This window comes from Streptomyces sp. NPDC029956, from assembly GCF_055574655.1.
Window position 1 is genome coordinate 298,454 of record NZ_JBVHZJ010000001.1, and the last position, 17,405, is coordinate 315,858.

Annotated in this window: 17 protein-coding genes; 8 read left to right on the forward strand and 9 right to left on the reverse strand. The window is 72.6% G+C overall.

Annotated elements, in window-relative coordinates:
- The 3 genes from ACZ4XX_RS01145 to ACZ4XX_RS01155 form a co-directional block, all read right to left on the reverse strand.
- On the reverse strand, nucleotides 1–2,124 hold a 2,124-nt coding region (locus ACZ4XX_RS01145; RefSeq protein ID WP_468505903.1), incomplete at its 3' end, for a tetratricopeptide repeat protein.
- 65 nt (nucleotides 2,125–2,189) lie between these two features.
- Nucleotides 2,190–2,525 carry a hypothetical protein gene (locus ACZ4XX_RS01150; protein ID WP_468505904.1) on the reverse strand — a complete coding sequence of 112 codons (336 nt, stop codon included), beginning with the start codon at nucleotides 2,523–2,525 and terminating at the stop codon, nucleotides 2,190–2,192.
- Nucleotides 2,526–2,764: 239 nt separating this feature from the next.
- Complete coding sequence (locus ACZ4XX_RS01155) at nucleotides 2,765–3,730, reverse strand: pirin family protein (RefSeq protein ID WP_468505905.1); 966 nt, start codon at nucleotides 3,728–3,730, stop codon at nucleotides 2,765–2,767.
- A gap of 120 nt (nucleotides 3,731–3,850) precedes the next feature.
- On the opposite strand from ACZ4XX_RS01155, the gene ACZ4XX_RS01160 reads away from it, so the two are divergent.
- The 3 genes from ACZ4XX_RS01160 (at nucleotide 3,851) to ACZ4XX_RS01170 (ending at nucleotide 5,445) form a co-directional block, all read left to right on the forward strand.
- Complete coding sequence (locus ACZ4XX_RS01160) at nucleotides 3,851–4,198, forward strand: tetratricopeptide repeat protein (protein WP_468505906.1); 348 nt, start codon at nucleotides 3,851–3,853, stop codon at nucleotides 4,196–4,198.
- 52 nt (nucleotides 4,199–4,250) lie between these two features.
- The gene (locus ACZ4XX_RS01165) at nucleotides 4,251–4,664 is read left to right on the forward strand and encodes a DUF6153 family protein (protein ID WP_468505907.1); all 414 of its coding nucleotides are present in this window, start codon (nucleotides 4,251–4,253) and stop codon (nucleotides 4,662–4,664) included.
- Nucleotides 4,665–4,755: 91 nt separating this feature from the next.
- Nucleotides 4,756–5,445 (forward strand): DUF305 domain-containing protein, encoded by a 690-nt coding sequence (locus tag ACZ4XX_RS01170; protein ID WP_468505908.1) that lies wholly within the window; start codon nucleotides 4,756–4,758, stop codon nucleotides 5,443–5,445.
- A gap of 399 nt (nucleotides 5,446–5,844) precedes the next feature.
- Here ACZ4XX_RS01170 and ACZ4XX_RS01175 read toward each other — a convergent pair whose 3' ends face one another.
- Both ACZ4XX_RS01175 and ACZ4XX_RS01180 read right to left on the reverse strand, forming a co-directional pair.
- Nucleotides 5,845–7,524, reverse strand: coding sequence for an amidohydrolase (locus ACZ4XX_RS01175; RefSeq protein WP_468505909.1), 1,680 nt, complete (start codon nucleotides 7,522–7,524; stop codon nucleotides 5,845–5,847).
- A 60-nt stretch (nucleotides 7,525–7,584) separates the two neighbouring features.
- On the reverse strand, nucleotides 7,585–9,000 hold the full coding sequence (locus tag ACZ4XX_RS01180) for a purine-cytosine permease family protein (RefSeq protein WP_468505910.1): 1,416 nt from the start codon (nucleotides 8,998–9,000) through the stop codon (nucleotides 7,585–7,587).
- Between the two features lie 209 nt (nucleotides 9,001–9,209).
- Between ACZ4XX_RS01180 and ACZ4XX_RS01185 the strand changes: the two genes are divergently transcribed.
- Nucleotides 9,210–9,854: a TetR/AcrR family transcriptional regulator gene (locus tag ACZ4XX_RS01185; protein WP_468505933.1), complete on the forward strand. Its 645-nt coding sequence runs from the start codon at nucleotides 9,210–9,212 to the stop codon at nucleotides 9,852–9,854.
- A gap of 7 nt (nucleotides 9,855–9,861) precedes the next feature.
- Here the strand turns inward: ACZ4XX_RS01185 and ACZ4XX_RS01190 are convergent, their stop codons facing one another.
- Nucleotides 9,862–11,304 (reverse strand): dihydrolipoyl dehydrogenase family protein, encoded by a 1,443-nt coding sequence (locus ACZ4XX_RS01190; protein ID WP_468505911.1) that lies wholly within the window; start codon nucleotides 11,302–11,304, stop codon nucleotides 9,862–9,864.
- A gap of 114 nt (nucleotides 11,305–11,418) precedes the next feature.
- On the opposite strand from ACZ4XX_RS01190, the gene trxA reads away from it, so the two are divergent.
- Nucleotides 11,419–11,784, forward strand: coding sequence for a thioredoxin (trxA, locus tag ACZ4XX_RS01195; RefSeq protein WP_468505912.1), 366 nt, complete (start codon nucleotides 11,419–11,421; stop codon nucleotides 11,782–11,784).
- A gap of 142 nt (nucleotides 11,785–11,926) precedes the next feature.
- Here trxA and ACZ4XX_RS01200 read toward each other — a convergent pair whose 3' ends face one another.
- The 3 genes from ACZ4XX_RS01200 to ACZ4XX_RS01210 form a co-directional block, all read right to left on the reverse strand.
- Complete coding sequence (locus ACZ4XX_RS01200) at nucleotides 11,927–13,114, reverse strand: thiolase family protein (RefSeq protein ID WP_468505913.1); 1,188 nt, start codon at nucleotides 13,112–13,114, stop codon at nucleotides 11,927–11,929.
- Nucleotides 13,115–13,262: 148 nt separating this feature from the next.
- Entirely contained in the window at nucleotides 13,263–13,532 is a 270-nt protein-coding gene (locus tag ACZ4XX_RS01205) for a hypothetical protein (RefSeq protein WP_468505914.1), read from the reverse strand.
- A 44-nt stretch (nucleotides 13,533–13,576) separates the two neighbouring features.
- Nucleotides 13,577–14,611: a LacI family DNA-binding transcriptional regulator gene (locus ACZ4XX_RS01210; protein ID WP_468505915.1), complete on the reverse strand. Its 1,035-nt coding sequence runs from the start codon at nucleotides 14,609–14,611 to the stop codon at nucleotides 13,577–13,579.
- Between the two features lie 219 nt (nucleotides 14,612–14,830).
- Between ACZ4XX_RS01210 and ACZ4XX_RS01215 the strand changes: the two genes are divergently transcribed.
- The 3 genes from ACZ4XX_RS01215 to ACZ4XX_RS01225 all read left to right on the forward strand — a co-directional run bounded on the left by ACZ4XX_RS01215 (nucleotide 14,831) and on the right by ACZ4XX_RS01225 (nucleotide 17,282).
- Nucleotides 14,831–15,538: an alpha/beta fold hydrolase gene (locus ACZ4XX_RS01215; protein WP_468505916.1), complete on the forward strand. Its 708-nt coding sequence runs from the start codon at nucleotides 14,831–14,833 to the stop codon at nucleotides 15,536–15,538.
- A gap of 14 nt (nucleotides 15,539–15,552) precedes the next feature.
- Nucleotides 15,553–15,783 (forward strand): hypothetical protein, encoded by a 231-nt coding sequence (locus tag ACZ4XX_RS01220; protein WP_468505917.1) that lies wholly within the window; start codon nucleotides 15,553–15,555, stop codon nucleotides 15,781–15,783.
- An 83-nt stretch (nucleotides 15,784–15,866) separates the two neighbouring features.
- Entirely contained in the window at nucleotides 15,867–17,282 is a 1,416-nt protein-coding gene (locus tag ACZ4XX_RS01225; protein ID WP_468505918.1) for a flotillin family protein, read from the forward strand.
- The last annotated feature ends 123 nt before the right edge of the window (nucleotides 17,283–17,405 follow it).

Below are 17,405 nucleotides of genomic sequence, written 5' to 3' on the forward strand. Positions count from 1 at the left end.
GAGAGTGTCGGGATGATCCCCGCCCAGCACCCGCGTGTGATCACCCAACAGCGCCGCGAAGGCCTCCACAGCGCCCGCGGCGTCACCCGCCCGTCCCCGCCAGATGGCGAGGTTGCCCTGAGTGACGAGGGTGTCGGGGTGGTCCCTGCCCAACACGCGCATCCGATCAGGCAGCAGAACGGCGAAATCCCGCGCGGCCCCGATCACGTCCCCCGCCTCCCCTCGCATGGTGGCGAGGTTGCTGCGGGTGGTGAGAGTGTCGGGGTCGTCCTCGCCCAGCACGCGCGTGTGATCGCCCAGCAGGGCGGCGAGAGCCTGTGTCGCGCCGGCCACATCCCCCGCCTCCCACCGCCACGTGGCCAGGTTCCCCCGGGTGGCGAGAGTGTCGGGGTGGTCCTCGCCCATCACCCTCACCATGGATTCCAGGAGGCCGGCGAAGGCCTCCGCGGCCCCGGCCACATCCCCTGCCTTTCCCTGCCAGTCGGCGAGGTCACCTCGTGCGGTGAGCGTGTCGGGGTGGTCGCCGCCGAGGTGGGCGGAGGCGGTGTCGCAAAGGCGCTGGAAGTGGTCGATGGCCGCAGTGACCTGCCCCGATGTGCCGAGGCTGCGGCCGAGTCGGAACAGCATCGGGTGTACGCCCGGCCCGTACAGGGCGGCTTCGGCATGGCGGCTGAGGGCGTCGGCGTTGGAGCGCAGTGCCCGGACAAGATCGGTGTCGCGTTCGACGGAAGGCCAGGCGGCTGTGAGGGCGTCGGCGGCGATGTCGGCAGCCTGGTCATGCTCGTGGGGGGTGAGGGTGTCACGGGTGGCGCGCTGGATGAGCTGGTGGACACGGACGGCTTGGTGCGGAGTGTCGGGTTCGTGCTCGACGAGGCTGAGCCGGTCCAAGGCCCTCAAGGCCCGCACCGCCTCCGAGGTGGAGACGGGGCCGAGTTCAGTACCGGGATGAGGGTCCGTCGTGGTGCGGTGTGCGGCGAGGTGGACGCGGACTGATTCGCAGGTCATGACGTCGTGCGGGATGCCGTTGGCGTCGAGCAGGGAGGCCAGGTGGAGCATCGGGCGGGCCAGGCCCACGGGGCGCAGGGTGTCGGCGCGATCGAGGGACAGGGACCATGCAGCGGCAAAGGCGTTCGTCTGCCCGTCGGGCAGGGCGTCGGGGGAGAGATCGACGAGTTTCGTGGCGCGGTCGGCCAGCAGTCGACGGTAGGCGACGGCGGTCTCGCCGGAGTCGACGAGGAAGGCGGCGGCCTGCGCCAGGGCCAGGGGGAGGTGTCCGAGATCGCGTGCCAGGGCGATGAGCTGGTCGGTCGGCTCCGTCCGTCCGTGGGCTCCCAGCGATGCCGTGAGATAGGCGGCGGATTCGGCGGGGGTGAAGAGGCCGACCTCGATCCGGCGGCGGCCTTCTCCGAACAGGGCGGCGTCGCGCCGGCGGGTGGTGAGCAGGGTCCGGCCGTGCGGACTGTCGGGCGGCCACAGACTGTAGCGATCGCCCGGGTCGTCTGGGTGGAGGACCATGTCGTTGGGGTCGGCGACGTCGTCCAGGACGATCAGCCACCGGCACGGCCGTTGCCCGGCCTTGGGGGCCAGCCAGGCCAGGAACTTCTTGGCGGCCAGTTCGGGGTCGTCGACGTCGGCCCGGCACAGTTCCACGCCGGCCTGCGCGTAGGCGGTCACCACCGGCGACCGGGCGCTCGCACTGGCCCAGACCAGGACGTCCAGGTCGCCCGCGTCCCAGGCGGCTCGGGCATGGTCGGCGGCAAGCTGCGTCTTGCCCACCCCACCCATACCGGTCAGGACCTGGGAGAGCACCGCAGTGCCTCCGCCTTCGACCGCCGCCCTGAGCCGGTCCGCTTCGGCGCGATGCAGGAAGGATCGTGCCGGGGAGGGGATCACGCCGATCTGGTGCGGCCAGGAGGCCGGCTCCTGCACGCCTCGCTGCACGGTGAGGTGGTGGACGTAGCCGCTGATCGCCGTTCCGCCGCCGGAGGCGGTCGCATGGCCGGTGTGGGACAGATGCACGGAGACAGGAGGTCTGGAGCCGCCTTCGGGGGCGGGGCCGCGGTAGCCGGTCACGGCCGTCTCGTCGCCGACGGCGTGGGCATGGCCCGTGTCCCGCACGCTCACCGACGGCTCCGGTGTCTCCCCGTGGGACGAGCCCGAGGCTGGTTTCGCCATGGGTGCGGGGCCGCCTAGTTCGAGTAGTCGATGCCGGAGACGGAGTTGCCGCCGCCGGCATCGCCCGTCCGCTCCGCGGTGGCTGAGCCACGCCCACGGCCGCCCGGCCGCTTGACACCGGTCACACCGCCGCCGGTGGCCGTGCCCGTCTGCCTGGCCTTGTCCACAGGGCCGCTTGAGGAAGGTCGCTGGAACAGGGCCCAGACCAGGGCGGCGATGCCGACAGCCGCCTGGACCGAGGCCCCGACCAGCTGGCCCCTGTCAGGGCTGTCCAGGAGCCATATCAGAGGTGTGGAAACGACACCGACGATCGCCAGCACGATGACCGTGGCCTTCCAGCCCTGCGACATAACGACTCTCCCTCGCCCCGTCCTGCTCGCCTTCGGGCGACTGACGGCATGCCACTTCGCCTTGCTCCGTGCCGACTTCGCCCGAACTCTGAAACGCACTCCGTCGGCTCGTGGTTCCGGCGCGGTCCCCGGCGGGCCGGGAGGCGCTCGGCGCGGGGCGGTGGTCTCAGGACCTGCCGGTCGAGACCACCTTCTCTCCCCCGACCCACATCGCCCGTCTCAGGCTGGAGAAGCCCAGGTCATCGCACCCGTCCTCGCGCCTTGAGCGGGGTCGGGGGGACGTCCGGCGCGTCCAGGCGGTCTCCGCCGTAGCCCTTCACCTCGCCGAAGCGGTCGCCCTTCGTCCAGGCCTCTCTCGCTTCCCGGATCTCCTCGTCCGTGCGGCCGACGAAGTTCCACCACATGACGATCTCCTCCTCGAACGGTTCGCCTCCGAGGAGCATCAGGCCGGTGTCGGAGGCCGCGCGGAGGGGGAGCTCGGTGCGGCCGCAGCCGAGGTAGAGCATGGAGCCGGGCAGGACCGGGACTCCGTCGACGTGGGCCTCGCCGGACATGGCGAGGACCGCGTACTCGAAGTCCGGGTCCAGGGGGAGGCGGGTCTCCGTGCCGGCAGTGAGCGCGAGGTCGGCGCCGACGATCGGGCTGTACGTCGTGCCGGGCGAGGCGGCGCCGTCGAGCTCTCCGAGGATCACGGTGGCCGTCAGGCCCGGGCTCGTGACCCGGGGCAGGTCGGCGTGGTGCTGGAAGTGCGGCTCCACATGGCGGTGGGCGTCGGGGAGGGCCACCCAGAGCTGTGCTCCATGGAGGAAGCGGGCGTGCGGCCGCGGGCTCTCCTCCGAGTGGGAGATGGCCCGTCCCGAGGTCATCAGGCCGAGCTCGCGCGGCCCGATGGTCTGGAGGCTGCCGGTGGAGTCGCGGTGCAGGACCTCGCCCTCGTGGAGCCAGCTGACGGTCTGGAGACCCATGTGCGGGTGCGGCGGGACCTGCATGCCCGGTTCGTCGGCGATGTCGTCCGGCCCGTAGTGGTCGACGAACGCCCACGCCCCGACCATCCGCCGGCCCAGGTTCGGGAGCAGGCGGCGGACCTCGGTCGACTCGCCGAGCTGGACGCGCCGGGGGCTGAGGAGTTCCCTTACCGGCTCGGCGACGACGAATCCACGGCCGCCGCACACGGTCAGCGCGGCCTGACGATCAAGATTGCTCATGCTCAACCTGTTCCTGTCCGGAGACGGCCACCATCGTGGAATGTTCAACCATCTCGGTGTGTTGACCTGGTCGACCACCCCACAGGGTGACAGATCCGGGCCTCGGGAAAGGGCGAGCAAGTGAGCGACACGTACTACGAGTTCGGAACGGCCGGCGAGCGCTGGGACCGCGCCCGGCTCTTCTTCGACGCGAAGGAGTACGGAACAGCCGTCCGCATCCTCACCGGGCTGGTCGCGGAGCACCCGGAGCAGACGGCCCAGCGACTCCTTCTCGCCCGGGCCTACTACCACTCCGCCCAGCTCTCCCGGGCCGAGGCCGAGCTGCGGGCGATCCTGGAGCGCGACCCGGTCGAGCACTACGCCCGGCTGATGCTCGGCCGCACCCTGGAGCGCCTGGGGCGCACGGACGAGGCCGCCCCGCACCTGCGGATGGCCGCCGCGATGGCGGGCGAGACACGTCCGGCCTGACGCGCCCTAGATACCCCCGTCCGGTATATTCGGCGGCCAGGAGGTCCTGGCCGTGCGTACACACCGAGCGGAACGCCGCAGTCGAGCAGAAGGTGCCCTGGCGCATCTTCTGCTCGTCGTCGTGCTCGCGCTCGGGGTGTTCCTGATGCACGCCGTCGGCCACCCCGAGGGGTCCGCCGGCGGCGAGGAGACCGGCTCGACGTCCGCCCACCACTCCGCCGTCCCCCACGATGACGGGGGATCCGGCGCCGACGAGGGGCACGAGCCGGGTTCGGGGATGGACATGACCACCCTGTGCGTGGCCGTCCTCGCCGGCTGGCTCTTCGCGGGGCTCGTCAGGGCCGCGCTCGGCCGCCGCCCCGACTGGCTCACCCTGCTGCTCGCGCGGCTGGCGCCCTCGCTGGGGCCGCACGCGCCCCCGCCCCGCCCTCCCGACCTCGCTCAGCTGTCCGTCCTGCGGATCTAGGCCGTACCGCCACCGCGGGCGCCTCGCGCTGCCCGTGAACGCCTTCGGCCTGCCCTTTCCGTACGTACGACCAGCACACGAGGTGTCACCCATGCGTTCCTTCACCCACCGCACCGCCAGGAAGTTCGCCCTCGTCGGCGCCGCCACCGCGACCGGGCTGCTGCTCACCGCCTGCGGCACGGACGACGGCAGCAGCGGCACGAGCGGAATGGACCACGGCGGTCCGTCCGCCACGGCGTCCGCCTCCGCGTCCGGTTCTCCGTCGGCCGCCCCTTCCGCCTCCGCCTCCGCCGGCGTGGCCGCCGCCCCCGGTGCCTTCAACGACGCGGACGTCATGTTCGCGCAGATGATGATCCCCCACCACGAGCAGGCCCTGGAGATGGCGAAGCTCGCCGAGGGTCGGGCCGAGGACCCCGAGATCAAGAAGCTGGTCACCGCGATCGAGCAGGCCCAGGACCCCGAGATCCAGAAGATGAAGGCCTGGCTCAAGGGCTGGGGCAGGTCCGGGTCCGCCGGCCACGGCGCCGGCGGCGGGGGCGGCCACGGCATGGCCGGGATGATGTCCGAGCAGGACATGGAGGACCTCGCCGCCGCCAAGGGAAGGGCCTTCGACCGCACGTTCGCCGAGCTGATGATCGCCCACCACGACGGCGCCGTCGACATGGCGAAGGACGAGCAGAAGAACGGCGAGAACCCCACCGCCAAGGCGCTCGCCGACGACGTCGTACGGACCCAGACCGACGAGGTCGCCGCCCTGAGGAAGATCCTCGACCGGCTCTGATCCGGTCCGGCTTCCCCTTCCCGCACACACGGCACACCGCACAACGGCATGCGGTACACGGACCCGTCCGTGCGCCACGGGCGGCCCGCCCCCTCTCGGAGGGCGGGCCGCCCCGCCGCCGCGCCCCCTGCCCTCAGCCACATCCACGGGCTCGGCCTGCGCGGCGACAGCCTCTACGTCGCCACTCACCCAGGCACCGACACCACCGCCCGGCGATCCTGATCTCGGCCGAAGCCGGGTCGGCTCAGGTCGGCTCGGCTCAGGTCGGGTCGGGTCGGCTCAGGCCGGCTCGGCTCGGGCCGGGTCGGGCCGGGTCGAGCCGGGTCCGTCGGGCCCATCGACTCCGTCGGGCCCGGTCGGGGTCCGACGGGTCGAGTCCGCGCGCCCCCGTTCAGCCGCTCAGCGCTCCACGACCACCTCGCCGCCCACCACCACCGTGTCCGCCACCGTGCCCGGGATCTCCTCCGGGGCGATGCGCAGGATGTCGCGGGAGAGGACGACGAAGTCGGCGAGCTTGCCGACGGTCAGCGAACCCCGCTCGTGCTCCAGGAAGTTGGCGTACGCCGAGCCCATCGTGTAGCCCTCGACGGCGGTCTCGACGTCGAGGGTCTCCCCCGCCGTCCACGCCTCCCCGCCGCCGGGCGGGCGGCGGGTCACGGCGGCGTGGATGCCGACCATGGGGTCCATCTCGGCGACGTTCCAGTCGCTGGAGAGGGCGAGGACGGCACCCGCCTCGCGCAGGCTGCGCAGCGGCCAGGCCTTGTGCCAGCGGTCGGGGCCGACGTTCTCGGCCCAGTCCTGGCCCGGTCCCGCGATGTCCGGGGCGGCGTGCCGGGGCTGCATGCAGGCGACGACGCCGAGCTCGGCGAAGCGCGGGGTGTCGGCCGGGTCGAGGCATTCGACGTGGACGATCTGGTGGCGGGCGTCGCGTGGCCCGTTGGCGGCGCGGGCCCGCTCGACGGAGTCGAGCACGGTCCGGATGCCCCGGTCGCCGGTGGCGTGGACGAAGCACTGGAAGCCGCGCGCATCGAGCCGGGTGAGCAGTTCGGCGAACTCCTCGGGCGGGTAGAAGGTGTCGCCGCGGTGGTGGGCGCAGCCCGCGTACGGTTCCAGGAGGGCGGCCGTACGGGGTTCCACGACGTCGTCGATGTACAGCTTGAGGGGTCCGACCCGCAGCCGGTCGTCCGTGAACTCCTCGGCCACGGCCTGGAATTCGTCCAGGTCGGTGTCGGTCGTGCCGCGCGGGTGGAAGAGCGCGGCGACGATCCGGGAGCGCAGGCGCCCCTCGGCGCGGGCGCGCTGGAAGAGGGCGAGGTCGTCGAGGGAGTTCTGGGGTTCGACGACGGTGGTGATGCCGAAGCCGATGGCGTCGTCGAGGCTCTTGGCGAGCCGGCCGTACTGCCGGTCCGGCGCGGCCCAGGGGACGCCGAGGTCGCGCAGGGCGCGGTGGCCGTCGCGGGAGAGTCCCTTGACGGCGAAGTCCTTGACGAATCCGGTGGGTTCGCCGGTCGTCGGGTCGGTGACGGCCCGCCCGAAGGGGAGGTCGGTGTGGTCGCGGTCGACGCCGAGCCTGCGGAGGGCGGCGGTGTTGAGCCAGGCGGTGTGGACGTCGTAGCTGAGGACGAGGGCGGGGGTGTCGCCGGTGGCCGGGTCGAGGTCGGCGGCGGTGGGCATGCGCCCGTCGGGGACGGCGGAGTAGTCGAAGGCCTCGGCCTCGATCCATTCGGCGTCGGGGTGTGCGGTGTGCCAGGCGCGGATCCGGTCGTGGATCGCGTCGAGGGTGCGGGCGCCCGCGAGCTGGACACACGCGTCGTCGGAGCCGAGGCGGACGTGGTTGTGGGCGTCGACGAAGCCGGGCAGGACGAGTCGTCCGCCGGCGTCGAGTACCCGGGTGCCGGGCCCGGCCCAGGCGCGTGCCTCCGCGTCGGAGCCGATCCAGACGATCCGGCCGTCGCGGACGGCGAGGGCCTCGGCCTCGGGGAGCGCGGGGTCGACGGTGTGGATCCGTGCGCCGGTGAGGAGGAGGTCGGCGGGGAAGGGGCCGGAGGAGGCGGAGGAAGGGGTGGTGGTGCCGTTCATGCGGGGTGACTCCGTGACGTACGTACGAGGGGTTCAGGTGGTTACGGGGCGTGCGGGGGCTCAGGGGCGGACCGGCGCGACCGTCCGGCGCGCGAGGAGCCCGTAGACGAGCGCCGAGACTCCGGCGCCGAGCAGCGTGAGGTCCGCGCCGCCGAGCGGGGCGACGAGCGGGCCGGTCCACAGCTCGGAGTCGCAGGTCAGCGCCGAGAAGAGCAGGCCCGCGAGGAGTGCGACCAGGCCGGGCGGGTGCCAGCCGGAGCGGTACCAGTAGGCGCCGCCGGTGCTCGCGTGCAGTCCGGCGGAGTCGTAGGTGCAGCGGCGGAGCACCATGTCGGCGAGGAAGACCCCGCCCCAGGGGGCGAAGACGATGATCAGGAGGGAGAGGAAGGAGAGGAGCGAGGTGGTGAAGTCGGTGAGGAAGAGGGCGCCGAGGGAGCCGGCGGCGGTCACGGCGGCGCTGATGACGATGGCGCGGGCCCGGCTCCAGGGGATGCCGAGGACCTGGAGGTTCAGGCTCGACGAGTAGAGCGTGATGATCGAGTTGGTGACGGACCCGCCGAGCACCAGGGCGAGGAAGAGCGGCTGGAACCAGCCGGGGAGCAGGCTCTCGGTGCCGGCGACGGCGTCGGTCATGTCCACCTGGGTGGCGGCGGCCACCCCGGCCACCCCCAGGGCGACGGAGGAGACGAAGCCGCCGAGGGCTCCGCTCCAGGTGACGGCTCTGAGGGAGGTGGTACGGGGCAGGTAGCGGGTGTAGTCGGCGGGCATGGGGAGGTACGAGAAGGGGCCGGCGAGCATCACGACGAAGGCGAGGCTCCAGCCGGCGGCGCCGGGTGCGGCGGAGGGTGCGGAGGTGTCGGCGCCCGGCAGGACGAGGACGAGCAGGGCGGCGAATCCGACGGCGAGGACGTAGGCCATCCAGCGTTCGGCGAACTGGATGGTGGCGTGGCCCCAGAGGGCGACGGCGAAGGTCAGCGCGAGGGTGACGCCGAGGGCCAGGGCGCGGGTGGTGGAGCCGCCGCTCCAGCCGAGGTCGGCGAAGAAGGCTTCGAGGGCGAGGGTGCCCACCACGGTGTTCACGATGGTGTAGCCGATGCTGACGATCCAGTTGAGCAGACCGGCCGGCCAGTTGCCGCGCAGGCCGAAGGCGGCGCGTGAGATGACGAGGGTGGCGGTGCCGGTGCGGACGCCGCTGAGGCCGGCGGCACCGATGGCGAGGAAGGAGAGGCCGCCGATCACGACGACCGCGGTGGCCTGCCAGAAGGAGAGCCCGAAGGTGACGGCGAGGGCGCCGTTGATGACGTAGGTGAAGGTGAGGTTCGAGCCGAACCAGAGCCAGAAGACGTCCTTGGCGCTGCCGTGCCGTTCCGCGTCGGGGATGGGGTCGATCCCGTGCTCCTCGACCTGGAACACCTCGTCCCGGGCCGTGGTCGCCGTGGCACCCGTGGCCCCGGGCGCCGTCTCGTGTCCGAGCACACCGCACCTCCTGATCCTGAGCGTCGCCTGGACGCTGTCGTGAGCGCTGCCGTGAACGCTGTCTCGAACGCCGCCTTGAATGACGTTCTAAGTTCTTGAATGGCATTCAAGATGTGCGATGGGTTCCGGCCACGTCAAGACCTTCGAGGTTGCGATTAAGGTCGACCCAGCAAAGGCACAGGCGGATCGGCGGAACGGGGACGGTGGCTGTGGCAGGGGCGGCACGACGGCGGGACGGGCACGTCACCCAGGAACGGATGCTGGAAGAGGCCATGACGGCGATCGCCGAGGACGGCCTCTCCTCGCTCACGATGTCGGCACTCGCGGAGCGGCTCGGCACGAGCGGCGGCCACATCCTGTACTACTTCGGCAGCAAGGACCTGCTGCTGCTCGCCGCCCTCCGGTGGAGCGAGGCCGCGCTCGCCGAGGAGCGCCGCGCGCTGCTGTCCCGGCGGATCACGGCCGAGCGAAAGCTCGACCGGTTCCTGCTGCTCTACCTGCCGCGCGGGCCGCGTGATCCGCGCTGGACCCTGTGGATCGAGCTGTGGGCCCGCACCCCCGGCAACAGTGCGCTCGGCGAGGCCCAGGAGGAGCTGGACCGAGGGTGGCACGAGGACCTGGAGGCGCTGCTCGCGGCGGGCGTCGCACGGCGGCGCTTCGCCCCGCTCGACGCCGGGGCGCGCGCCTCCGAACTCCTGGCCCTGCTCGACGGGTTGAGCACCCGGGTCGTCCTGGGCCAGGAGTCCGGCCGTGATCCGCGGCCCGCCCTGGAGGTGGCCCGGTCGGCGGTACGGGCGTTGATCACCCCGTACGCCCCCGGCGCCGGGGACGTCCCGGGCGGCCCCGCTTCCTGACGGATCGTCAGCCCCGGTAGGCCTCGAGGAGGCGCAGCCACGCTTCGCTCAGCGTCGGGTACGACGGTACGGCGTGCCACAGGCGGGCGATCGGGACCTCGCCGACGACCGCGACCGTCGCCGAGTGGACGAGCTCGCCGATGCCCGGGCCGACGAAGGTCGCGCCGAGGATCACCTCGCGGTCGAGGTCGACGACCATCCGGGCGTGCCCCCGGTAGCCCTGGGCGTAGAGCCCCGCCCCGGCGACGTGGCTCATGTCGAGGTCCACGGCCCTGACCCGGTGGCCGGCCCGCTCCGCCTCGGCGAGCGAGAGTCCGACGGCGGCCGCCTCGGGGTCGCTGAACACCACCTGCGGTACGGCGGCGTGGTCGGCGGTGGCCGCGTGCGGGCCCCAGCTCGACGCGTCCAGGGCATCGGTTCCCTTCGCGCGGGCCGCGATCGCTGCCCCGGCGATCCGGGCCTGGTACTTGCCCTGGTGGGTCAGGAGCGCGCGGTGGTTGACGTCCCCGACCGCGTACAGCCAGTCGGTCCCGGTGACCTTGAGGCTGTCGTCGACGTCGAGCCAGGAGCCCGGCTCCAGGCCGACGCTCTCCAGGCCGATGTCCTCCGTGCGCGGGGCCCGGCCGGTCGCGAACAGCACCTGGTCGCCCTCGACGTGGTCGCCGCCCTCCAGGACCACGGTGACCGGTCCCGTACCGCCGTCGCGTACGACCGCGGTGACCGAGACGCCGGTCAGGATGTCCGCGCCGCGCGCGGTGAGGGCCGCGGCCACGTGCTCACCGACGAAGGGTTCCATCCGGGGCAGCAGTCCCCCGCCCCGTACGAGCATCGTGACCTTCGATCCGAAGGCGTGCCAGGCGGTCGCCATCTCGACGCCCACGACTCCCCCGCCGACCACGACGAGCCGCCCCGGCACCCGGTCGGAGCTGGTCGCCTCACGGCTGGTCCAGGGGCGTGCCCCGGACAGGCCGGGCAGGTCGGGGAGGACGGCGCGGCTGCCGGTGCAGACGGCGACCGCGTGGCGGGCGGTGAGGACGTGGCGCTCGCCCTCGGGGCCCGAGACCTCGACCCGGCGCGGCCCGAGGAGACGGCCGTGGCCCCGGAAGATCCGTACGCCGATCGAGTCGAGCCAGTCCACCTGGCCGTCGTCCGTCCAGTCGCCGACGACCTCGTCCCGGTGGGCGAACACCTCGGAGGCGTCGAGCGGGCCTCGGACCGCCTCGCGCAGGCCCGCCACCTTCCGGGCGTCGGAGCGGGCGATCACGGGGCGCAGAAGGGCCTTGCTGGGCATGCAGGCCCAGTACGAGCACTCGCCGCCGATCAGCTCGCTCTCGACGATCGCGGCGCTGAGGCCGGCGGCCCGCACCCGGTCGACGACGTTCTCCCCCACCGGGCCCGCCCCCAGGACCACCACGTCGTACTCGTGCTCGCTCTCCACCGTTCGTGTCATGGGTGACAGTCTGGCTCAGCGCACGGAATAGCGCGGCTCGATACGCCGTTGTGCGGGGCGAGTCCCCAGGGGACCGTGAGGACACCGCCAGGAGATCCCCGAAAGGTAGGAACAATGAGCACCGTAGAGCTCACCAAGGACAACTTCGACGAGGTCGTGAGTGGGAACGAGTTCGTCCTGATCGACTTCTGGGCTTCGTGGTGCGGTCCCTGCCGTCAGTTCGCCCCGGTGTACGACGCGGCCTCGCAGCGCCACGAGGACCTGGTCTTCGCCAAGGTGGACACCGAGGCGCAGCCGGAGCTGGCGGCGGCGTTCGAGATCCGCTCGATCCCGACGCTGATGATCGTCCGCGACAACGTGGCGATCTTCGCGCAGCCCGGCGCCCTGCCGGAAGCCGCGCTGGAGGACGTCATCGGCCAGGCGCGGAAGCTGGACATGGACGAGGTCCGCAAGTCCGTCGAGGACGCCAAGCAGAAGTGATCCACCGCGAGGGGGGTACGGGAGCGACTCCCGTGCCCCCCTCGCGTGCTGTCCTGTCACGGGAGTGGCTCCCGGCACCCCCGTCCCGTGGTGTCCGGGTCAGGGGAGTCGCTCCGTACCCCCTCGTGTGCCGTCGGGGTGCTCAGCGCTCCAGGACCAGGGCGAGGCCCTGGCCGACGCCGATGCAGAGGGCGGCGAGGCCGGTGCCCGAGCCGGCCGCCGCCAGCTGGTGGGCGACCGATCCGGCGAGGCGGGCGCCCGAGGCGCCCAGCGGGTGGCCGATGGCGACGGCGCCACCGCGAGGGTTCACGATCTCGGGGTCCAGTTCCGGCCATTCCGCGAGGCAGCCGAGCGACTGGGCCGCGAAGGCCTCGTTCAGTTCGAAGGTCCGCAGGTCGGCGAAGGAACGGCCCGACTTCTCCAGGACGCGCCGGACCGCCTCGACCGGGCCGAGTCCGAAGAGCTGGGGCTCGATGCCGGTGACGGCGGACGTGCGGATCCGGGCGAGCGGCTCCCGGCCGGTCTCGCGCAGCCCGTCCTCGTCGACGAGCAGCAGGGCGGCGGCACCGTCGTTGAGCGGGGAGGAGTTGCCCGGCGTGACCGTGCCCCCCTCGGGGCGGAAGGCGGGCTTCAGCCTGGCGAGGGCCTCCATGGACGTGGAGTCGCGGATGCACTCGTCGCGGGCGAGCTCCACCCCCGGGTAGGGGACGACCTCGTCGTCGTACAGACCCTTCGCCCAGGCCTCGGCCGCCTTGCGGTGGCTGGCGAGCGCGAAGGCGTCCTGCTGCTCGCGGGTGATGCCGTGCTTGTCCGCGATCAGCTCCGCGCCCTCGCCGAGCGGGACCGTCCACTCGGCGGGCATGCGCGGGTTCGTCATGCGCCAGCCGAGGGTCGTGGAGTGCAGCTGCTGGTGGCCCGCGGGGAAGGCCCGCTCGGGCTTCTGCAGGACCCAGGGGGCTCGGGACATCGACTCGACGCCGCCGGCGATCGCCACGGAGGCGTCGCCGAGGGCGATCGCGCGGGCCGCCTGGATGACGGCCTCGAGGCCGGAGCCGCAGAGCCGGTTGACGGTGACCCCGGGCACGGTGACGGGCAGCCCGGCGAGGAGCACGGCCATCCGCGCGACATCGCGGTTGTCCTCGCCGGCGCCGTTCGCGTCGCCGAAGTAGACGTCGTCGACACGCGCCGGGTCGAGCGCGGGAGTGCGGTCCACGAGGGCCCGGACGACGTGTCCGGCGAGGTCGTCGGGACGTACCGGGGCGAGGGCGCCCCCGAACTTCCCGATCGGGGTGCGGACGGCGTCGACGATGTAGACGTCGCGGATGCTCATCGGTTCTCTCCCACGTGACCTTCGGAACGACTCTGTTCGCCTGGTGACAGGGCTCTCGCCCTTTGCACTCTCGTCTTGGCGCGCGCGCAGAGTCTCTGCCCGTCGGACCTCCCTGTCAACGGGCCCCTTCGGGACAGGACGCCCCAGGTCAGTCGCGCCCCACCGGGCGGGCGAGGGCCGTCAGGCCGTAGTCGAGCTCGCGTCCGTCGACGAGGAGCGCCTCCACGGTGCGCGTCTCCAGGTCGATGTCGGCCCTGATGCCGTGGCCCTCGTAGATCGGATAACCCGACTCGCCGCGCCGCCCGGTCGCCTCCACGACGGCGGTGCGCACGGCGCTGTCCGTCACGGCGGCGCCACCCCGGTCCTCGACGTGCGCGGGCACCAGCAGGATCTCGAAACGCTGCGGAACTGTGCTCATGGATCGACGCTAAGCGCTCGGCCGCCCGCTCGCCGGGCGGCCGGTCAGCTGGACTCGCGCCGCACGACCTGCGAGGAGAGCAGCGAGCGGGTGCGGGGCGGGACCTCCGGTTCCCGGACGGCCCGGTCGACCAGCTCCGCCAGCTCGCGTCCGAGCACCATGTCGATCCTCACGGTGCTGAGCCGGGGCCGCAGCAGCCGGCCGAGCAGCAGGTCGTCCGCGCCGACGACGGCGACGTCCTCCGGCACGGCCAGGCCCGCGTCCTGGAGCGCCCGCATCAGGAGCATCGCGTACTCGTCGTTGTAGGCGAAGACGGCGTCGAGGCCGAGCTCCCGGAGGCGCGCCGCGAGCTCGTTCGCCGACTCCTCGTCGTACCGCAGCGGCAGGGGTACGACGGTGGCGTCGGTGCCGTGGACCGCGCGCCGCGCGCCGTCGAGGCGGGGGCCGGAGAACATGGCGAGGCCCGGCTCCTCGGGGATGACGACGCCGATCCGGCGGCGGCCGCTCTCCACGAGGTGGGCGGTGGCCGCCTCGCCCACCTGTCCCTGGTCCATGACGAGCGCGTGGGTGCCCTCGACGCCCTGGGTGCCGAGGGTGATCACGGCCCGCGCCCCGGACCTCTTGAGGATCTCGACGCCCTGCCCGGTCAGCTGGACCTCACCGAGGGAGACCACGGCCACCGGCCGGAGCTCTGCCCAGGCGCGGGCGGCCTCCTCCGCCTCCAGGCCGACGCTGCCGTACTGGACCACCGTGTAGTCGAGGCGCCGCAGGGCCCACTGGAACTCGTTGAAGAACCGGCTGTACAGCGGTCCGACCGGCACGTGGGAGGTCGGCAGCAGCACCATCCGGCTGTGGCCGGCCCGCAGGCTGCGGGCGGCCGCGTGCGGCACGTACCCGAGCTCCTCGGCCGCTTCGCGCACCCTGCGGCGGGTGGGCTCGCTGATGCGGACGGCCGAGGTGTTGTTCAGGACGTACGAGACGGTGGCCCGGGAGACGCCCGCGAGGCGGGCGACATCGGCGCTGGTCGGGACCGCGCGCCCGGAGGGGCGTTCGGGGGTGTGTTCGGTTGACTGACTCATCGCCTCGGCATCTTTCCAGAACGGTCCGGCCCGGGGCGTGGCGGATGGCCGGAAAGGAGTGCCGGGTGAGATTGACACGTGTCATGAACGTGCGCGACCGGCACCTCGTTCTTGATCACCGTCGTACTGTCGGTACCCGGCGCGCTCGCCGTGCGCCTCGTCCGCAGCGTGCGCCGTCCCCGGTCGGCGCCCGCCCAGCACCGGCAGAAAGGTTGCACCGTGCGTCTGCACACGACCGCTTGGGGTTCGGGGGACCGGATCGCCCTGCTCGTCCACGGCCTCATGGCCGACCGCCGCACCTGGCGCCGGGTCGGCCCGGCGCTCGCAGAGCGCGGCTACCGGGTCATAGCGGTGGACCTGCGGGGGCACGGGGCGAGCGACCGGGCCGCGGGCCCGGAGGCGTACCGACCGCAGGACCATGTCGACGACCTCGTCGAAACGCTGCCCTCCGGGGCGGAGTTGGCGATCGGCCACTCGCTCGGCGGGCTCGTGCTCGCCGGGGCGGTGGAGCGTCTGGCGCCGGCGCGGGCGGTGTACTCCGACCCGGCCTGGCACCTGGCGGCCGGCCCCTGCGGCTACCGGGCCGAGATGTTCGTCCGGGGCAAGTCGATGACCCGGGAGCAGATCAAGGGGTTCAACCCGCACTGGCCGGACGAGGACGTCGACGTGGAGATGGCGTCGGTACGGGACTGGGACGAGCGGACGGCGCACGGCCTCACGGAGTGGGTCGGTGCCGACATGTGGCCGGTCCGGCCCGTGGTGCCCTCCCTCGTCACCCTCGCCGATCCGAGCGTCCTGGTGCGACCGGAGCACGCCCGGATGCTGGCGGACCGCGGATTCGAGCTGCGTACGGTGAAGGGAGCGGGTCACACGATCCACCGGGACGAGTTCGACGGGTTCATGTCCGCGCTGGACGACTGGATCTGACGTACCGTTCAGGCATGGACGACGCGTCGATGGACTCCCCGATGATGGGACTGCTCGGCCGGGTGACCGGCACCGTCGGGCCCGGTCTCGTCGGTGAGGTGATCGTCCGGATCCGGGGCGGTGCCGAGCACTTCCTCGCCCATCCGGCCTCCCCGAAGGAGCGGATCGACGTGGGAACGGTGGTGATGGTCATGGAACATCTCCCTCCACGCACCGTCTATGTCACAGCCGCGTACGACAGTTGACGCAACCGTTGAGCGAAGCCGACGTCAGGCGCACACTCCCTTCACCGGATCCGCACCGGCTCCGGTGAAGGGGGACCATGTCCATGGGCATCGGCATTCTCGCGGGCGCCGTCGTCGGCGCCTTCGCCGTTCTCGTCATCGTCTTCAAGATGATGTGGCGCGTCGCGGAACCCAACGAGGCGCTGATCATCTCCGGTTCCAACCACAAGAACGAGGGCCTCGGCGCGGGTATGGGGTTCCGCATCGTGACCGGGCGGGGCACGCTCGTCCTGCCCGGCGTGCAGGCGGTGCGCAAGCTCTCGCTCGACCTCAACGAGACCCAGCTGTCCGTCGAGTGCGTCACCCACCAGGGCATTCCGCTGAAGGTCCGGGGTGTGGTGATCTTCAAGGTCGGTGACGACTTCGTGTCGATCGCCAATGCCGCACGCCGCTTCCTCGACCAGCAGAAGCTCATGAGCGAGCGGGTGCACATCGTCTTCGCCGGTCATCTCCGCGCCATCGTCGGCGGGTTGACCGTGGAGGACATGATCCGTGACCGGGAGAAGCTGACCGGGCAGGCGCGTTCGGCCTGTGGCACGGAGATGGAGAAGCTCGGTCTGATCGTCGACTCGCTGCAGATCCACGAGATCGAGGACCCGACCGGGTACATCAAGAACCTGGCCGCCCCGCACGCGGCCGCCGTCCAGCGGGACGCGCGGATCGCGCAGGCCGAGGCCAACCGGAGGGCGACCGAGGCCGAGCAGCAGGCCGCGGCGCGCATGTCGGAGGCCACCCGCGACAGCGAGATCCTCCAGGCGGGCTACCAGGCCGAGCGGGACCAGGCGTCCGCGAAGGCCCGGCAGGCCGGTCCGCTGGCGGAGGCGGCCTCGCGCCAGGAGGTCGTCGTCCAGGAGACCCGCGTCGCGGAGCTGGAGGGACACCGTAAGGAGCAGCAGCTCCAGGCGGAGGTCCGCAAGCCCGCCGACGCGATGGCGTACGAGACCCGGACGCTGGCCGCGGCCGAGCGTGACGCCCGGATCTCGGCGGCCGAGGCCGACGCGAAGGAGACCGAGCTGGCGAGCGCGGCCAAGGCGACGGCGACCCGGCTCACCGGTGAGGCGGAGGCGGCGGCGCAGCACGCCAAGGGGCTCGCGGTCGCGGAGGCGACCCGGGCGAAGGGACTGGCGGAGGCCGAGTCGATCAAGGCCCGCGCGGCGGCACTCGCGGAGAACCAGGAGGCGGTGGTCGCGCAGCAGCTGGCCGAGAAGTGGCCGGAGATCGTCTCCGCCGGCGCCTCGGCGTTCGGGAACGTGGACCAGATGGTGCTGCTCAACGGCGCCGACGGCATGGCGGACGTGTTCGCCAAGGCGCTGACCATGGGCGGGACCGGTCTGGGGTTGGCGCGTCAGCTGCTCTCCACGATGAACCCGGCCGCCCAGGAGCGGCCTGGTACGGGAGTGCCCCCGGCGCCGCGGGCGCCGGAGGAGAGCATCGAGATCACGGTCGGCGACGGGAAGTAGCCGGCGTCCGGCAGGAGGGACACGGGCCGGGGGGGGGGGGGGGGGGGGGGGGGGGGGGGGGGGGGGGGGGGGGGGGGGGGGGGCGGGGCCTTTCTCTCTTTTCTCTCGCCCCCTTCTCTCTTC